Below are 16904 nucleotides of genomic sequence, written 5' to 3' on the forward strand. Positions count from 1 at the left end.
TTATTTTTGACACCCTTTTGCGCCTTGCCGCGCCCTTAAATCATGTCACTGACACTTAATGATGTTACCCGCATCGCGAATCTGGCAAAGCTTGAAGTTTCCGAGTCCGAGGCGAATTCCACGCTTGATAAGCTGAATGGTATTTTTTTACTGGCGGAACAATTAAAAGCCGTTGATACCACTGGCGTTGTACCACTGAGCCACCCTATCGGTGCCCTGTTACCCGAACTCGCACTGCGCCTGCGTGACGATGTGGTTACTGAAACCAATCATCGCGACGAATACCAAAAGCCAGCACCGGCAACTCAGGACGGCCTGTATCTGGTGCCTAAGGTCATTGAATAAGCTTCCCGGAAAAGATTCTATGCATACCAAAACTCTTGCCCAATTATCCGTACTGCTGCATAGCAAGCAGATCTCCGCGACTGAACTCGCTCAGCACTTTCTGCAACGTATCGCCGCCAGTGATCTGAATGCATTTCTGCATGTCGATCCGGCACTGACGCTGCAACAGGCTGCCGCTGCCGATGTACGCCTTGCCAATGGCGATGCCACCGCGCTGACCGGCATCCCCATCGCTCATAAAGATATTTTTGTAACAAAAAATCTGCGCTCTACTGCAGGTTCACGCATGCTGGAAAACTATGTCAGCCCATTCGATGCAACGGTCGTCACAAAACTGGCTGAAGCAGGCATGGTCACGCTAGGCAAGCTGAATTGCGATGAATTCGCGATGGGTTCAGCGAATGAAAACTCATATTTTGGTGCGGTCAAAAATCCGTGGGATAAAACCGCAGTTCCTGGCGGCTCGTCCGGTGGTTCTGCTGCCGCGATCGCAGCTCGCCTGACACCCGCAGCCACCGGCACGGATACCGGCGGCTCGATTCGCCAGCCAGCCGCATTTTGCGGCGTCACCGGTATCAAACCGACTTACAGCAGCGTTTCCCGTTACGGCATGATCGCATTTGCCTCATCGCTCGATCAGGGCGGACCGATTGCCCGGACAGCCGAAGACTGCGGCCTGTTGCTCAACGCCATGGTCGGCTTTGACGAAAAAGATTCCACCTCGCTGGATCGCAAACCGGAAGATTTCAATCGTGACCTGAACAAATCAATCCAAGGTCTGCGCATTGGTGTACCGAAAGAATTTTTCGGTGAAGGTCTGGCCCCGGATGTGGAACAGTCAGTACGTGCGGCACTCGCCGAATACGAAAAACTTGGCGCGACACTGGTTGATATCTCGCTGCCAAAAACCGAGTTATCGATTCCGGTCTATTACGTCATTGCGCCAGCAGAAGCGTCATCGAACCTGAGCCGTTTTGATGGTGTACGTTACGGCCACCGCGCGGCTGACTACAAAGACCTCAACGATATGTACAGGAAATCGCGTACCGAAGGCTTTGGCGAGGAAGTGAAACGCCGCATTCTGGTCGGTGCCTATGTTTTATCGCATGGTTACTACGATGCCTACTACTTGCAGGCACAAAAAATCCGCCGTCTGATCGCGCAGGATTTTGCGGCCGCCTTTGAAAAGTGCGATGTCATCATGGGACCAGTAGCACCGACAGTGGCCTGGGATCTGGGTTCCAAATCCGATGATCCGGTCGCTAACTATCTGGCCGATATTTTTACTTTATCGACCAGTCTTGCCGGTTTGCCCGGCATGTCCATCCCTTGCGGTTTCGGTCAGGGCGACAAAAATGCAAAACGTCCGGTCGGCTTGCAACTGATAGGTAATTACTTTGATGAAGCACGTTTATTGAATGTCGCGCATCAGTATCAGCAAGTCACTGACTGGCATCAACGCGCACCGGAATAAGCGGCATAAAAGTAATAGGCAAACATTGCTGCCGCTGGTACATCAACCAGCCCCAACGGCAGCATCCGATTGATGGATGAAGTGTGTCGCGCATTTGCTGACACCACATGCAACAACGAAACAAGGAATGATTATGCAATGGGAAGTCGTTATTGGTTTTGAGACGCACGCGCAACTCAAAACAAACTCCAAGATATTCAGCGGTTCTTCGATTCAATTTGGCGCAGAACCCAATACCCAGGCCAGCCCTGTCGATCTGGCATTGCCGGGCGTTTTGCCGGTGATGAACAAAGGTGCGGTAGAAAAAGCGATCCAGTTTGGTCTCGCTGTCGGCGCGGTCGTCGCGCCGGAATCGATCTTCGCCCGTAAAAACTATTTCTATCCCGATCTGCCAAAAGGCTATCAGATCAGCCAGTTTGAAATCCCGGTAGTTCAGGGCGGGACTGTGTCTTGTGTGGTGGAAAAAGATGGTAAATCCGAAGTCAAAGTCATTGAGCTGACCCGCGCACATCTGGAAGAAGATGCAGGTAAATCCCTGCATGAAGATTATCAGGGCATGACAGGCATCGACCTCAATCGTGCTGGTACGCCCTTGCTGGAAATCGTCACAGAACCAGTGATGCGCAGTGCCGCCGAAGCGGTCGCTTATGCAAAAGCATTGCACTCGCTGGTGATGTGGCTCGATATTTGCGACGGCAATATGCAGGAAGGTTCTTTCCGTTGCGACGCCAACGTCTCTGTGCGTCCGGTCGGTCAGAAAGAATTCGGCACACGTTGCGAAATCAAGAATCTGAACTCGTTCCGCTTTCTCGAAGAAGCGATCAATATCGAAGTGCGTCGCCAGATTGAACTGATAGAAGATGGCGGCACCGTGGTGCAGGAAACTCGTTTATATGATCCTGACCGCAAAGAAACACGCTCCATGCGCAGCAAGGAAGACTCACAGGATTATCGCTATTTTCCTGACCCGGATTTACCACCACTGAAAATCAGTCGCGAGTGGGTCGAGCAAGTGCGCGCCACCATGCCAGAGCTGCCGTCGGCAATGCGCCAGCGCTTCATTGAGCAATTCGGCTTGCCTGAATACGATGCCACCATCCTGACGCAATCAAAAGGTATCGCAACCTATTTTGAAGCCGTCGTACAAGCGGCTGGCGTCGCTCAGGCAAAACCTGCAGCAAACATGATGATGGGCGATGTTGCATCCACCCTGAATCGTGAAGGTGTTGATATCAGCGCCATCCCGGTCAGCGCAGCGCAACTGGCAGTGTTATTGCAACGCATTGCCGATGGCACGATCTCCAACAAAATTGCCAAAGAAGTGTTTGCGGCAATGTGGCAAGCACCATCGGCAGACGTCAATCTGGCCGATCAGGTGATTGAAGCAAAAGGCCTGAAACAAATTTCTGATATCGGCGCACTCGAAAAAATTATCGATGAAGTGATGGCAGCGAATCAGCAGTCGGTCGATGAATACCGCGCGGGGAAAGAAAAAGCATTCAACTCGCTGGTCGGTCAAGCGATGAAAGCAACCAAAGGCAAAGGCAATCCAGCGCAGGTCAATGAGTTGCTGAAGAAAAAACTGGCGAGCTAAGGACTAAATACTAAAGACGCCACAATATCCTTTGAGGAAGAATATTTTGAGTAATTTAAGACAAGAATTTATTGCATTTTCAGTCAATGCCGGCGTCATCCGCTTCGGTGATTTTGTCACCAAAGCCGGACGTAATTCCCCGTATTTTTTTAACGCAGGTTTATTTAATGACGGCGCTAATCTCGGCAAACTGGCCGCATTTTATGCCGATACCCTGATTAATTCCGGCGTCGAATTCGACATGCTGTTCGGCCCTGCCTACAAAGGCATCACGCTGGCCAGTGCTACTGCCGTCGCGCTGGCAGCGCGGGGTCGTAATGTGCCATTTGCCTACAATCGCAAGGAAGCCAAAGATCACGGTGAGGGCGGTACCATCGTCGGTGCTGAATTGAAAGGCAAAGTCGTCATCATCGACGACGTGATTTCTGCCGGTACTTCCGTGCGCGAATCAGTGGAAATGATACGCGCGGCAGGCGCTACGCCATGCGCCGTGCTGATCGCGCTCGACCGTATGGAGCGCTCCGGTAAAGATGACAACCTCTCTGCGCAATCCGCAGTGCAGGAAGTCAGTCAGGCGTACAACATGCCTGTCGTCTCTATCGGTAACCTGAATGACTTGTTTGAGTACCTGTCAGCAGCGGGTGCTGACGCACAACTGACCCAGCACAAAGATGCCGTTGCCGCATACCGCCAGCGTTATGGAGCAATCTGAGTCTGGTGTGATCAACACGAAGAACAATCAACTCTCGCAGGAATAAAAAAAGGATGCCAAACGGCATCCTTTTTACTTGTGCTTAAACTTCAGATCGTCATATCAGCGTTTTGGCAAACCGGCTGCACGCCGCAACTCTTCCAGAAGCTCGGGATCTTCAACGAGTTTCGCACCTGGAATCGGCGGCATCACGACGTTCGAAGGCTTGTTAACTGGTGCAGGTTTGGCCGCTGTTTTAGCCCCTGATTTTTCCTGCCCGGCAACACTTGTCGTTGAAGCAGGATTTTGCACCGGAGCAGGAACCGGCTTACTCATAATTACACCGCCAAGGTCGTCCGCATCAGTTTTTTTCGGTGTTTCTTTCACGGCCGCTGACGGTGTTGTCACAGACGGCTCAACAGAAGTCGCAGGCAAAGACACCTGAGGCTCAGATGACGGTACCACTTCTGTCATTGGTTTTACCAATTTTGCATCGCGAGTCAGGGCCGGAACTTCTACTGCCGGCTTCGCATTTTCCAGACTAGGCGGACGACGCAAACGGGTCATATCGGCATTTGATTTCAAATCCCGCGCCCAATCACCCAGTGTCGACTGGAAAGCATTTGTGATCGATTCGGCTTCAAAATCATCGTTGATAATATAAGGCGTGATCAGAATAATTAATTCCTTCTTATTCTTATTCATGCTTTCGTTCTTGAACAAACTACCTATACCCGGTATGTCTTTCAACAATGGCACACCACCATCGGAGGAATTGTTGTCGTTGGAAATTAACCCGGCCAACATCACCGTACTACCGTCACGCAGCGTCAGTTTGGTATCTACTTTGCGGGTACCTATCGTTGGTGATGTGATCGCGCCACTGGTCAGTGATTTCACATTACTAACTTCCTGTGAAATATCGAGATCGATACGGCTACCGGAATTAATAATAGGGCGAACCTTCAAAATCATACCCGCCGTACGATACTGCACAGTGTTTGTGGTTGTGGAACCAGTGAGCACACCCGGTGTAGTGGTGGTACTGGTCAAAATTGGCACTTCATCTGCCACCTGTATCGTTGCAGTCTCACCATTTCTGGCCATCAGTTTAGGGCTGGATAAAATCTGCGCATCACTTTTGCTTGCCAATGCGGTGACATCGGCCCGCATGGAGTGCGCTGAATTCAGAAAGCTGAATGCCAAGCCACTGGAGCCCAGCTTACTCATCGGCAAAGCTCCAGAAAGCGGTGTGCCATTCTTTACGCTCCAGTCAACACCAAGCGAATTACTGGTTCCGGCGGTCACTTCGGCCACCATCACGTCTATCAGTGCTGATTTGCTCGGTTTATCAAGCTCAGCCAATAATGCCATCCACTGGCGATACTGATCAGCGCCACCACCCTGAATAATCAGGCTATTAGTCGCATTGTTGACAACAATTTTAGAGCCGCCGCGATTTCCTGATGCTGCTGCCGTAGCAGTTGCCGCTGCGTTCGCACCGGTTCCGGTGGCTGCTGGCACTGTGGATGAAGTTGAACCACCTATCAGTTCAGACAAGGTTTTCGCCAGTGCCTGCGCATCAGCATATTTTACTGGGTAGGTGAAGAAAGCACCTCCAGCCTGACTCTCAGAGGGCTTATCCAGTTCTTTGGACCACTGCAAAGCGTGATTCATCACCGTTTCAGACGAAGAGAAAATAATTACGCTGTTAATTGGTGGAATCGGCAGTATCAGAATCGGCGTACCCGCACCAACGCTGGTGCTGGCGGCATAGCCTTCTGCACTCAGAACTTCCACCAAGCGCTTACTGAATTCTTCGGCTGTCCAGAATACCGGGCTGACGCGCTTGGTGCGTTGACCACGCATGGACGGCTGGTCAAATACCTGTATTACTTCCATTGCCGCAGCGACATCGTCCGGCTGACCACTGATCAGAATCGCATTTTTTGCTAAGTCGTCGGTCGTCTGAATCTTGGCGCCAAACATGGTCTTAAGCAAACTACTGAAGTCATTCACCCGCACAGCATCCAACTCAACATAATGGAATACCGGGCGCAGACTCTGCGGCGTCTCCGGGCTGGCACGACCACGCCGTATTGCTGGAGAATAGCTACTGGATGCATTGTCAGGCACGATACGAACCACACCACCAAAATCCTGTACAGCAACGCCATAACTCTTCAACAGCATCCGTGACAAACGCGATAATTCAGCATTCGTCGTTGGCTGAGGAATATGGAAAGTCACCAGATCAGTACGCGCTGCGACCGCGCCATCCATAGAATAATTTGCCTTCAGCACACTGCCATAAACCGCCTGAATAAAGGTAGGTAAGGGCATCTGATCGAAAGAAACCGTCAGATCAGCTTTGTCATTGGCAGGAGCAGCCTGATTTTGCACTGGCCGTTTTTCGCCGCTGATCGTCGCCGGCATTTTCGGCGTATCTGTCTCAGAATACGTCCGCTTCATCTGCTGCTCACCGAGCAAAGATGCCGCATCAGTCTGAGGACTGCGCTCAAAGTCGATACGTTTAGGCACAACCAGTTTCGTGTCTACACATCCGCTCAATGCCAGCACCAGTCCCAGCGCAGAAACGGGCCAGGCGCTGTACAAAGATTTATTGCCATGACGGCCAAAAGGAAATTTTTTCATTGCTTACGTAAATTCAATTTCATAGTTTGACCATTGAGTACAATCTTCAAATGGTCTTGAGCGATGTCGACAATTTTTGCGCCACCAGGAAGCTTATCTCCGATTCCTCTCGCCTCTGTAACTGGCTGATTTTCGAACAATAGCAATACGCTTTTTACTGATCCTACCGAGGTGATACCGACAACGCGCCAGCGCGGTGGTGTCATCGGCTCTTTACGTGGCGGCAAAGGCTGCTTGGCCGTTGCTTCCCACATACGCTGATCGGCTAATTCCTCTTCTGCTTTTTGTGCACTCTTCGAGGCCAGCTGTGCCGCATCCTCTGTCACGGGACTGACTGTTTTTTTTACCGGGGGAGAAGCTGGCAATACAAACGGAGCATCTTTCGCGGCAGGCTCGTCAGCACTGTTCTGCGGCACCAGACCAGCGGCGGAAATCGAGAAAAATCCTGCGACTGCACCCGCCACAATGCCAACTACAATCACGCCGGCAGCAATCAACTGCTGCCTCGATATTTTTTTTAAACTAAGCATTATGTTCATGGTTCAGATATCTTTCGCAACCGGCGCAGAATCAGTAACGACTGCAGCTAACTTATCGGCCTGAGCATCTAAGTGCCAATAGCAGCGGATATTGACTTCTAACTGCGTACCGCGCACCAGTACACGTTCAACAACCGTAAATTTCTGCGCATCTTCCAGAGTATCAAGCAAACGTCCGAAAGGCACAGGATCAAAACGACCGATCAAGGTGACTTTAATCATCTGTACGCCCGATGGCAGGCTGCTCGGCTTTGTCTTATCCTGAACAGAAGAGCTGCTACCCGCGCCGTAACTGGTTAACGCCGTACCGGTCTTCTCTCCGCCCTCGGCGTCCAGCGCCGATACCGTTGCGCCGACAATACCTGCGTCTTTTGCCAACTGTCGCACATCACTCAGCAAACGTGCTTTCGCAAAAGTGGCAGACTTTTCAACCGGCAAATAAGCAAGCCAGGCTTTCTGAACCTGCTCTGCATCCTTCAACTTCTGATCCCAGCGACTCTCTTTTAATGCCGCCTGCTGGCGCACTAACAACTGCTGCTGATTCGCCAGTTGCTTTTGCCGGGCTGTATTACTGTCAAATAATTCTGCCAGACCATAAGCGCAGAGTATGAAGATGGCAGCACCAACTAATTGCCAGAAACGTTCACCTGTTTGCATCTTATTCGCCCTTTTCCCGCTTGCCGCTACGCGGTATTACTGAAGAATCCATCTGTCCTGTTTTTTTCTGCTCTGCTGTCTTCGGTGATGCAAGTGCTGAAGGCGTTACTGGTGTTTTTGTTTCCGGTGCTCCATTCGCACTACTTTCTGGCTTCACGACTTTCGGCGCGATTTTGGCTGATATCTTCATCAGACGCGCATCGCTATCCGGCAATAAACGTATGCTATTGAGTAACTTCATCGACTCCAGATCCTGTGTCACGCCAACGATATTCAATTCTGTGTTCACGGGAACCAGCATCAGGCGTACTTCTCCGTCCTGATATTCAAACTCCCGCAGAGCCGCATCCTGTTTCTGCAACAGCGGGCGCAAGTTTTTCAGCAGTTCCCTGACCTCATCGCGACTACGCAGCGCCGCCAGTTTTGTTGTCCACTGCTGCAAAGACATTGCCTTACTGCGCGCAGTGTTAATAGGCTCAACTTTGGCGGACAAGGAATCAATTTCCTGATCGGTAACTTTCAACTGAGACTCAAGCGACCACCATTGGGCACCAAGATACGCGCCGTACGAAGCCAGTACCACCACCGCGACCACCGCCAACACATCACCACGGAAATTTTTCAGCGCATGCCACCATTGCACGCCCAGAAGATTGCGCCCCCATGGTTCTGCCAGACGATAGGTGGGATCATTCAAACCTGATTCGGCTAACTGCACATGCGCCGGCACCTGCTCCGGCCACGAAGCAATCTGCGCACGTGCGCCAGTCACTGCCGCCGAACTCGGACGCCATGTCTGCCATTCATCGTCGCTGACACGCTCTGGCCACCAGGCGCTGTCCACCAATAAACCCTGATGCCATAACTGCGCTTCCACACCCTGCTGACACTGAATCAACACGGCGCCATCTTTGCGCTTCGGAAAACATACGCTTTCCGGAGCAAATTGCATATTGCTGATATCCAGCCCATGCTTTTCGCAGATCTCCCTGACCTTACGATTCTCCCAAAACCACAGGTGTACCCAGTCACCGGAACGGCAGGCATACACACCGCTGTCAGCAAAAGGCGCCAGACGATGTAAATGTAATTGGACAAACGCTTGCGTTTTATGGGATGGCACGCCCTTCGCCTGCAGCGAAGTCGTCACGCACCATGATCTTGGCAAAATCCAAAGCGGCTTGAACCAGGCAGTTCGCGCATTCTGCTTTGCAATAATTTCTTTTGCTTTTGGTTCAGCAATGTCAGAAAGGTAAAATCGGTTGCGTAATTGCATTCTTGTCCGTTTCAGATATTTGGTCAATTCTCGGCCATTCGGCGCGACCAGCCGGTATCATAACCGATGCCAGAGGCAATCTGCGTGGTGAAAAAATGAACCACGGGACTCCCTCTGTATTTGTTGCTATTTTTAATTCATATCTCAATGCCCACGGCATATCCGGTGCAGTATGCGTTATCCGGAAAGTGCGAGAGGGCACCCTGCCCGTCGCAAAGCCCATAAATCCGCTGGCATCATTGGCCTGCTGTATCCGGCTGATCAGAGTCGATTCATTTTTAACGCGCTCCTGCTCGACCTGAGACACCTGCTCCGCGGTCAGGCCATAAGCAGCGAGCGCGCGCGGCGTCGCGGTGCTAGCGTTAAAAGATTTATCACCGAATACCGTGACATCTTCAAAGCAGCGTTGTTCATTCCAGCTTTTTTCCAATGCTGCCCAGCCAAAGACCCGCCAGATTTCCGGTTCGGCCAGCAATGGTGCACCACGCGGCGGACGCATACCCGCTGCGGCATACTCAAAATCCTTCGCGCCATTGACTCGCTTGAGCTTACCGGGTTCCTGATAATCTTCCAGCGCGTCAATCAGTGCATCCGTGTCTCCCTCGGCAGCGCCACACGCGACCAGCAGCCGCGCCAGCTTCGCCCTGTCTGGCCGGTTCAGCGACAATAAGCCTTTAATGTCCTGCAACTGTATTGTACTTTTTTCAGCCCCAGCATAGCCACGCCCATCAACTTGCAAATACGTTCCGGGCCAACCAAAACCGTCCTTCGTGGCGCGACTGGTTGATATCCAGAATAAAGCCTCGCTACGGCTGGACAAAAATGCCTGCTCCGCATCGGCTCGCTGCTTCAGCTTTGCCTGACGCTCTGCCAATATCTGATTCGACTGACTGATCATCGCTGCCAATATCGTAAGACCTGCCAGCAGCCACAACACGGCTGCAAGCGCAAAGCCTTGCTCCCTCGGAAAACGTAAGCGATGCGCAATCATTTCGATTCAATACCCAATAAACGCGCCAGATCTTTAGTACCGTCGGACTCTGGCTTCCGGATGCCATCGTACACGGCTAACATATGCACGCGTTGCTCGCCAGATTTTGCGCGAATCACAACTGCTCTCGGCAAACCATCCTCTGCCTTGCCGGACATCGGCGGCCAGATGGATTCCATCGTGCCTTGTATCGTCTGGTATTCCAGTACCACCGGCATTTTCCAGGATGCGACAATCAGCGGCGGCACATTTTCGGCACTGATGGACAAGTCAGTACCGCCATCCGCATTGGGCTTCAGCGTCGCCGTTGCCAGCGTCACCTGCCCCCAGTCGCCCTGGGGCATCGCCAGTGTGTAGGCTTCAAAGCTGGTGTCATTACCGGTAAAAGGCTTTTCCACGTTTTTAGGTAAAGCCAGATTCGCTACCAGATCCCTGAGCGCATTCAGTCTCACCCACTGGCCCTGAAAGTTGCCATTGACGTTTTCGGCGATTCTCACCACCTGCGCGACCTGATAAAAAGCACCCGACATAATTGTCACCACAAAACCCAGTATCACCAGACTGACCAGTAATTCGATCAGCGTCAGGCCAGCTTGCTTCTGCAAGCCGGGTCGGGAAGTCGTGATGCGTACAAGCATGGGGGAAGTCATTTTCACAATTAAAACGGCTTATCCGCTGTCGGATTTCGCACCTGTTTGTAGCCCGCCAGTTTTACCGAAAATGCAAACCATTCACGTCCGTCATGATGAAATGCCTTGGACTGCACGTTATATAAAGTGATCTGATACAAACCCAATCCATCTTGCGGGGAAACGGATTCACGCGTTTCGGATATCGCTGCCGACGTCCACTCGAGATAAAACTGATCAAATATCTGCTTACCCGCAGGTATCGCTGCCGGGTTTTGATTCGACAGAAACTGCACCGCCTGTATGCGTGCCATCGACTCGGTTTCCTGTAACTGAAAACGTGTCAATTGCCCCATCGTTTGCCCCAGCCAGCTAAACAACACGACCGAACCTATCGTCAGAATGGTCAGCGCAGCAATCATCTCCAACAGGCTGAAACCTTGCTGTCCGGAAGATAAATAACGAAGGTGGAAACGGTTACTCTTCATGGATTAGCGTTTGACAATACTGACGTCACAAGACACTGGCGCAATCAGCAGCCGTATCTGGCGTTTTTGCGGCGCGCTCAGATCAACCTCGCCACCGGCACAAACACCACTGTGATAAAAAATCACGCTCTTGTCGCTGCTGACTGCCCACCCCTCAGGCAAACTCAATGCGGGTTCGCCGTCATTCAACTTGCTATTCCAGCTTTGTTTATCAAGCTTCACAGTTTGCGATAATAATGCCGCTCTCGAAGCCAGACGCTGAAACTGTATCGACACTTCAGTCAATTGCGCCCGTTCAGAAATCGATTCAAACCAACGCTGCATAGCAGGAATGGCAACACCCGCCATCAACGCCGCCAGCGTCAGCACCGCCATCATTTCTATCAGCGTGAAACCCTGCGCACGCACACTGGGTCGGTGTGACAATAGCGCCATCGTTCGCAGAATCGGCAAACGACGACAAGCAATGTGCTTATCCATACAGAGCAGAGGCGACAAAAGATTCGGCAAAATAAGCAGCGGGAATGAACGGATACAACGCGTCAGAATCTGTTCTGCTTATTTGGTCGTCGGGGCAACATTCGCACCCAGACCGATGTCGGCATTCAAGCCCTCACCACCGGCTTTACCATCGGCACCAAACGAATAGACTGAAAACGCCTTGTTATCAACGCCCGGCGTTTTGTATTGATAAGGGTTCCCCCACGGATCAGCCGGTACCGAACCCTCGATATACGGGCCTTTCCACAAGGATTGCAACGATGGATCTTGTGGTGCCGCCAGCAGCCATTGCAAACCCTGATCCTGCGGCGGCGTTTGCCCCACATCCAGACGCATGATATTCAATGCGCTTTCCAGCATCTTGATCTGCGTTTGTGCCGTCTGCACTTTAGAACTATCTACCTTACCGAAAATACGCGGTCCGACCAGACCTGCCAGCAAACCGATGATCACCATCACCACCAGCATTTCCAGCAGTGTAAAACCTGCGTGTTTCTTCAGCAGCCCTGTTTGTAATTGTTGCTTACGACGCATAGCACAACCTTTCAAAATAATCTTCGTATTAAAAAATAAAATCAGCAAGCGACTTACTGACATGATGACGGACCACGCCCGGCCAAAGCGGGCGACTCCGCCCACCGCCTTAAATCACATTCGTCAGACTGGTGATCGCCAGCATCACCGAAATCATGATGCCGCCCAGCACCACCGACACCAGCAAAATCGTCACCGGTTCCAGCAAAATCAAAAACTGACGCATCTGCTGCTGACTATGCATGCGATGCATCTGCGCCAATGAAGCGGTCGTCTTACCGAGAGCACCAGAACGTTCGCCCACCCGCACCAGATTGACGCCGGTCGCGTCGATAAACTGATGCAACTGCAAAGACTCCGCCAAAGTCTTACCACCACGCACATCACTCAAAATCAGCGCGGCTTTTTGCCGCCAGGCATCACCGCGCAAGGCATTCTGCGCATGTGCCAGCGCTTCCAATATCGAAACATGGTTTTGCAGCAACACACTGAACATAGAACTCCAACGCGCCATTTCAGTATGCATAATCCAGCTACCAATGACAGGCAAACCTGCCGCCCAGTTCCATAAATTTTGCTGTACTTTCTCCTGACGCAACAAAGCGAAAGCACTACCGGCAACACCCGCCAGTAAAGTACCTAATAAGAGCTTATTTTTTGTCAGCCACATTCCCGTTGCCAACACCCACAGAGAAATCGTCGGTATATCCGCTTTAGGATTACTCAGAATATTGGCAAACTTAGGCACCACGAAGACAAACACCAGCAATGTTGCCAGAAAACCACTAACGATCAGCACCATAGGGTAAATCAGTGCGTTACGCGCCTCGCGCTGGAAGTTTTGCTCTAATTCAAGCTGCTCTGCTGCAGAACGCAAAGAACCTGCCAACTTACCAGTAGATTCGCCGGCACGGCATAACTCGACAACATAATTAGGTAAGCGCAAATCAACATCGATTAACGCCTTAGAGAAAGCAATACCACCGCGCAATTGTGAATAGATTTTATTAAAGGCAAGACCCAGAGGTGAGTCCTGATACCCTCTGGCAACATTCTCTACTGCGTCCGCCAACGTCACTCCTGCGTCCAGTAAAGTAGCCAGTTCCTGCAGTACCACCAGAATCGCATCGCGCCCCGCGCGCTTGGGTTGAGAGATACGACTGCTGCGGGAAGCGGCGACTTCCTGTATTTCAAACACCATTAAACCGCGACGTTGCAATTGCGTCATCGCCTCAGTCTGATCTTCTACAGTCAGCACACCTTTCACCACGGCGCCTTGCGCGTCAGTAGCTTGATAACGAAATTCCGGCATAAGGGAAACTTAAAAAACTCAGCATATATATATAGCGAAAAAAACCGTTCCAGGCTGACAAGGCATGGCGCAGCGAACGTGCACGGATTGTATAAGACAACGGAATACAACAGTAGTGAAACTCTTAAATGCACTCACTCAGAGCCGCTTTACAACATCCCCAATTAAAAAAAGAATGAGAAAGCAAGCCAAAATCCGGAATTAATCAAACTTAATGCCTGGAAGTGTATCCTATACACAACACACATGTGTACAAACGTAAGAAATACAGCGCAGAATCACGCCGCTACGTATTATATCGTTGTCGATCTTAGGAATATGCCTGGCGAAAGAAGAGAAAGTTATATTTTCGACATAACTGCACATGGGAACTTGCTGCAATTGAAAAAACATGTTTTAATCTTCATCGGCTAGTCATATGAGTACTCGTATGACAAGTACTTGTAGCAAACGTACGTTGTACATTTATTACGTAACAATTTAATGTCTTTTCTAGAGAGGCTATTCAAATGAAACAAAAACAATTAAGTATCCTGGCGGCTAGCCTGGTTGCTGCCTTCGCTGCTAACGTAGCTTCCGCAGGTCAAATCCAATCTTCATCTTCTGCTATCGCTCACGAAGTTATCGTAAATGATGCACAAGCTGTTTCAGCTCCTCCAGTTTCTTATCGTTTCGCTGGTGATATCGATGCAACTCTGGTTTCTCAAACTTTCCAGATCCAATTGGTATTGTCTAACGGCACATTCGCGACAGCTGGTAACGCATCTGCGATCACTCTGGTTGATGCAAACGGTGTTGGTATTCCTTACACAAAATACACTGTAACGACTCCAACTCTGAGCGCTGACAAAAAAGTACTGTACGCGAACGTTACATTCCCACAATCTGCAGGTACAACATTCGTTACTCCAGCTGTACGTTTCAACGATACAGTTACTAACACTGGCGTAGTAGTTGCTCCTCCAGGTGCTGGTGGTCCAGGTTCTAACGGTACAGCAGGTGTTGCTGCAACTGTTTCCGGTCTGTACACACTGGTTGGCGCTGTTCAACCATGTACTAACACTATCCCAACTCTGGGCGTAGCGTTCAAACACTTTGCTAACGTTACTTCTACAGCACAAGCTGACGACGTATTGAACGCAAATGCAGCGAATGAACACCAACGTTCAGGCAGCACTAACAACGGTACACTGTTCACATTCCCAACAAACTTGTCTTTGGGTCTGACAGCAGCTTCCGTTAATCTGGCACGTGTTGACCCATCAACAGGTAACACACTGTTCAAAGGTACTGCAGCAGCTTCCGCATTGCCAGCACTGAACGGTTTCCGTTCTACTACAGTTGCTCAATTGGGTTCTATCACTGTTAAGCAAGATGCTAACGGTTCTGACTCTGGTTCTAACACAGTGTATGCAGTTGCTTCCGGCGTTACTTTCGGTGCAAATGCAGCGACAAAAACAACTGGTGTTGTTGAGTTGAAATCTTACGATATCGCTATCACTGCTAGCCAAGGTTTTGCTGTTGGTTCTACAGTAGGTCTGTCTACAACTGCTGATACATACACAGCACCAGCATCTGGCGCGATCCTGTCTCCAGCAGTAACTTCTACTACTGGCAACACTATCACTTTCAGCAACGCAACGCTGACAGCAGCTGAATTGGCAGCACCTTTGTATGTGTTCTACACAGTACCAGGTACTTCAGTAATCCCAGTATCTACATTCTCTGCTACTGCAACTCTGACAAAAGCAGCAGGTGTTTCGCCAACATTCCTGAACGAACAAAACAACTCATGCACAAAACCATTGGCTGGTCTGGTTGGTGGCGTAAAAGTGGACGTTCGTAACTACGCTACTTCCAAAAACCAAGGTTGGGCATCTTACATCCGTTTGATCAACCCAAGTGAAACCAACACAGCAACGATCTACGGTCAGTTGATCCACTCTGATGGTTCCTACGGTGGTTGGGGTCAGATCACAACATTGGCACCACGTGCTGCTGCTAACTTCTCTTCGACACAAATCGATGCGTTGTTGACAGGTACACCAGTAACTAACGGTACTGGCTATGTTGCAGGTGCTGTTGCTCCAGTAGCACAAGGCTTGGGTGAGCGTCTGCGTGTTACAGCTGAAGGCGTTAGCGCGTTGAAAGTTCAGAACTACCTGTTGAACGGTTCTAACGGTAACTTCATCGAAGCTTCCTCTTCACAAGGCGTTGACTTTGATTCTTCAACAGATCGTGCATACGATTCTCAATTGAACGATCAAGACGCACAACGCGGTCTGGCTAAGTAATTCTGGTTATTGCTAACTAGTTCTACTGATTAAAAAGGGAGGCGCAAGCCTCCCTTTTTTTATGCATCCACGCTTTATTGATCAATCTGACTTATTGATTTCCTTCATCAAGGCTCAGATTCATAGCCTGGACTCCAAACTTAAACCCTTCACCCGGAATCAACGCTTGGCTTTCTTTGTGATATGTTGTTCAATATCACGGTTTCCCACAATGGCACGGTAACCGGCAACGCCAGTAATGCGGCAAAGCTGCTTTTGTTAAGCATTGCTTGACGGTTGAATTGATGGACCGATGGCTTGTTAATCTTGATACGGCTTTATTTTTCTTGTTTTACCGCTGTTTTATTCTTGTTTTGTTACTGGATTCGTATGTCTTCGAATAAATTTTTTGTGCGTCGTTTGTCGCGCAGCATTTGCGCATTAAGCCTGCTTTCCTTCACTTTGCTCTCCAGCGTCGCTCCCGTTTCTGTACAAGCGCAGACCGCTCCGACCAAAGTGGTCAATAGCATAGAAGACCTGATACCGGAAATGACCAAAGCTGCTACGGTCGATGCTGTGCTGGCCATGATGCGCCCCCCCGTCAGTAAAACGACACTGACAAAATCAGACTATCTGCTGCTGGATTCACCCACGATCGCAGTCGCTGGCATCATGAGCATACGCATGGTCAGCGAAATACCCGGTACTGAATTTTTCATTCTGTTTAACCAGACTCCGGCAGACAAAGAGCCTATGTTTATCACCGCGGTCTCAACACCGGGAATAGGCAAGGCTGAGGCAAAAATTAAGGCGAAGTTCAGTAAAAACGCCGATTTACTTCTGGTGGTCAAAGCTGGTGGACGTTGGTACAGCGTCGCGAATGACATCAAAATTGCGACCAAATAATTTTCCTAGACAAGCAGATTGTGCTGAAGAGTTCAGCCC

The 16904-nt window shown here is 50.4% G+C and carries 16 protein-coding genes; 6 read left to right on the plus strand and 10 right to left on the minus strand.

The window, feature by feature from the left end; genetic code table 11:
* The first annotated feature begins 42 nt into the window (after window positions 1–42).
* From gatC to pyrE, 4 genes are all read left to right on the plus strand, one after another.
* Entirely contained in the window at window positions 43–345 is a 303-nt protein-coding gene (gene gatC / locus Undi14_RS09240) for an Asp-tRNA(Asn)/Glu-tRNA(Gln) amidotransferase subunit GatC (RefSeq protein ID WP_200179649.1), read from the plus strand.
* 19 nt (window positions 346–364) lie between these two features.
* Window positions 365–1819, plus strand: coding sequence for an Asp-tRNA(Asn)/Glu-tRNA(Gln) amidotransferase subunit GatA (gatA, locus tag Undi14_RS09245; RefSeq protein WP_200179651.1), 1455 nt, complete (start codon window positions 365–367; stop codon window positions 1817–1819).
* 127 nt (window positions 1820–1946) lie between these two features.
* Window positions 1947–3413, plus strand: a complete 1467-nt coding sequence (gene gatB, locus Undi14_RS09250) for an Asp-tRNA(Asn)/Glu-tRNA(Gln) amidotransferase subunit GatB (protein ID WP_370589934.1) — start codon at window positions 1947–1949, stop codon at window positions 3411–3413.
* A gap of 46 nt (window positions 3414–3459) precedes the next feature.
* Entirely contained in the window at window positions 3460–4125 is a 666-nt protein-coding gene (gene pyrE, locus Undi14_RS09255; RefSeq protein WP_200179654.1) for an orotate phosphoribosyltransferase, read from the plus strand.
* Between the two features lie 102 nt (window positions 4126–4227).
* On the opposite strand, the gene Undi14_RS09260 is transcribed toward pyrE, so the two are convergent.
* The 10 genes from Undi14_RS09260 to Undi14_RS09305 form a co-directional block, all read right to left on the minus strand.
* Window positions 4228–6759 carry a secretin N-terminal domain-containing protein gene (locus tag Undi14_RS09260; protein WP_200179656.1) on the minus strand — a complete coding sequence of 844 codons (2532 nt, stop codon included), beginning with the start codon at window positions 6757–6759 and terminating at the stop codon, window positions 4228–4230.
* On the minus strand, window positions 6756–7289 hold the full coding sequence (locus Undi14_RS09265) for a hypothetical protein (protein ID WP_200179658.1): 534 nt from the start codon (window positions 7287–7289) through the stop codon (window positions 6756–6758). Before Undi14_RS09265 ends, Undi14_RS09260 begins: the two co-directional genes overlap by 4 nt.
* Window positions 7290–7301: 12 nt before the next feature.
* Entirely contained in the window at window positions 7302–7955 is a 654-nt protein-coding gene (locus Undi14_RS09270; protein ID WP_200179659.1) for a hypothetical protein, read from the minus strand.
* A 1-nt stretch (window position 7956) separates the two neighbouring features.
* On the minus strand, window positions 7957–9105 hold the full coding sequence (locus Undi14_RS09275) for a hypothetical protein (RefSeq protein WP_200179661.1): 1149 nt from the start codon (window positions 9103–9105) through the stop codon (window positions 7957–7959).
* A gap of 94 nt (window positions 9106–9199) precedes the next feature.
* Window positions 9200–10222, minus strand: coding sequence for a hypothetical protein (locus tag Undi14_RS09280; protein WP_200179663.1), 1023 nt, complete (start codon window positions 10220–10222; stop codon window positions 9200–9202).
* Window positions 10219–10860 (minus strand): type II secretion system protein, encoded by a 642-nt coding sequence (locus Undi14_RS09285; protein ID WP_200179664.1) that lies wholly within the window; start codon window positions 10858–10860, stop codon window positions 10219–10221. Before Undi14_RS09285 ends, Undi14_RS09280 begins: the two co-directional genes overlap by 4 nt.
* A 20-nt stretch (window positions 10861–10880) precedes the next feature.
* Window positions 10881–11339, minus strand: a complete 459-nt coding sequence (locus tag Undi14_RS09290) for a type II secretion system protein J (RefSeq protein ID WP_200179665.1) — start codon at window positions 11337–11339, stop codon at window positions 10881–10883.
* A 3-nt stretch (window positions 11340–11342) separates the two neighbouring features.
* Window positions 11343–11819, minus strand: coding sequence for a Tfp pilus assembly protein FimT/FimU (locus tag Undi14_RS09295; RefSeq protein WP_200179666.1), 477 nt, complete (start codon window positions 11817–11819; stop codon window positions 11343–11345).
* Window positions 11820–11897: 78 nt separating this feature from the next.
* A complete protein-coding gene (gene gspG, locus Undi14_RS09300) occupies window positions 11898–12374 on the minus strand; it encodes a type II secretion system major pseudopilin GspG (protein ID WP_200179667.1) in 477 nt (158 codons plus the stop codon).
* Between the two features lie 109 nt (window positions 12375–12483).
* A complete protein-coding gene (locus Undi14_RS09305; protein WP_200179668.1) occupies window positions 12484–13686 on the minus strand; it encodes a type II secretion system F family protein in 1203 nt (400 codons plus the stop codon).
* A gap of 509 nt (window positions 13687–14195) precedes the next feature.
* Here Undi14_RS09305 and Undi14_RS09310 point away from each other — a divergent pair.
* On the plus strand, window positions 14196–15980 hold the full coding sequence (locus tag Undi14_RS09310; RefSeq protein ID WP_200179670.1) for a hypothetical protein: 1785 nt from the start codon (window positions 14196–14198) through the stop codon (window positions 15978–15980).
* 369 nt (window positions 15981–16349) lie between these two features.
* Entirely contained in the window at window positions 16350–16865 is a 516-nt protein-coding gene (locus Undi14_RS09315) for a hypothetical protein (RefSeq protein WP_200179672.1), read from the plus strand.
* Window positions 16866–16904: the final 39 nt, after the last annotated feature.

It is taken from the genome of Undibacterium sp. 14-3-2 (genome assembly GCF_016595265.1).
GTDB lineage: Bacteria > Pseudomonadota > Gammaproteobacteria > Burkholderiales > Burkholderiaceae_D > Undibacterium > Undibacterium aquatile.

Coding starts and splice junctions, on each gene's coding strand:
- Undi14_RS09280 (WP_200179663.1), bottom strand. CDS start 10,222: ATGATTGCGCATCGCTTACGTTTTCCGAGGGAGCAAGGCTTTGCGCTT.
- gspG (WP_200179667.1), bottom strand. CDS start 12,374: ATGCGTCGTAAGCAACAATTACAAACAGGGCTGCTGAAGAAACACGCA.
- Undi14_RS09265 (WP_200179658.1), bottom strand. CDS start 7,289: ATGCTTAGTTTAAAAAAAATATCGAGGCAGCAGTTGATTGCTGCCGGC.
- gatC (WP_200179649.1), top strand. CDS start 43: ATGTCACTGACACTTAATGATGTTACCCGCATCGCGAATCTGGCAAAG.
- Undi14_RS09315 (WP_200179672.1), top strand. CDS start 16,350: ATGTCTTCGAATAAATTTTTTGTGCGTCGTTTGTCGCGCAGCATTTGC.
- Undi14_RS09285 (WP_200179664.1), bottom strand. CDS start 10,860: ATGCTTGTACGCATCACGACTTCCCGACCCGGCTTGCAGAAGCAAGCT.
- Undi14_RS09295 (WP_200179666.1), bottom strand. CDS start 11,819: ATGGATAAGCACATTGCTTGTCGTCGTTTGCCGATTCTGCGAACGATG.
- Undi14_RS09310 (WP_200179670.1), top strand. CDS start 14,196: ATGAAACAAAAACAATTAAGTATCCTGGCGGCTAGCCTGGTTGCTGCC.
- Undi14_RS09290 (WP_200179665.1), bottom strand. CDS start 11,339: ATGAAGAGTAACCGTTTCCACCTTCGTTATTTATCTTCCGGACAGCAA.
- gatB (WP_370589934.1), top strand. CDS start 1,947: ATGATTATGCAATGGGAAGTCGTTATTGGTTTTGAGACGCACGCGCAA.
- Undi14_RS09305 (WP_200179668.1), bottom strand. CDS start 13,686: ATGCCGGAATTTCGTTATCAAGCTACTGACGCGCAAGGCGCCGTGGTG.
- gatA (WP_200179651.1), top strand. CDS start 365: ATGCATACCAAAACTCTTGCCCAATTATCCGTACTGCTGCATAGCAAG.
- Undi14_RS09270 (WP_200179659.1), bottom strand. CDS start 7,955: ATGCAAACAGGTGAACGTTTCTGGCAATTAGTTGGTGCTGCCATCTTC.
- Undi14_RS09260 (WP_200179656.1), bottom strand. CDS start 6,759: ATGAAAAAATTTCCTTTTGGCCGTCATGGCAATAAATCTTTGTACAGC.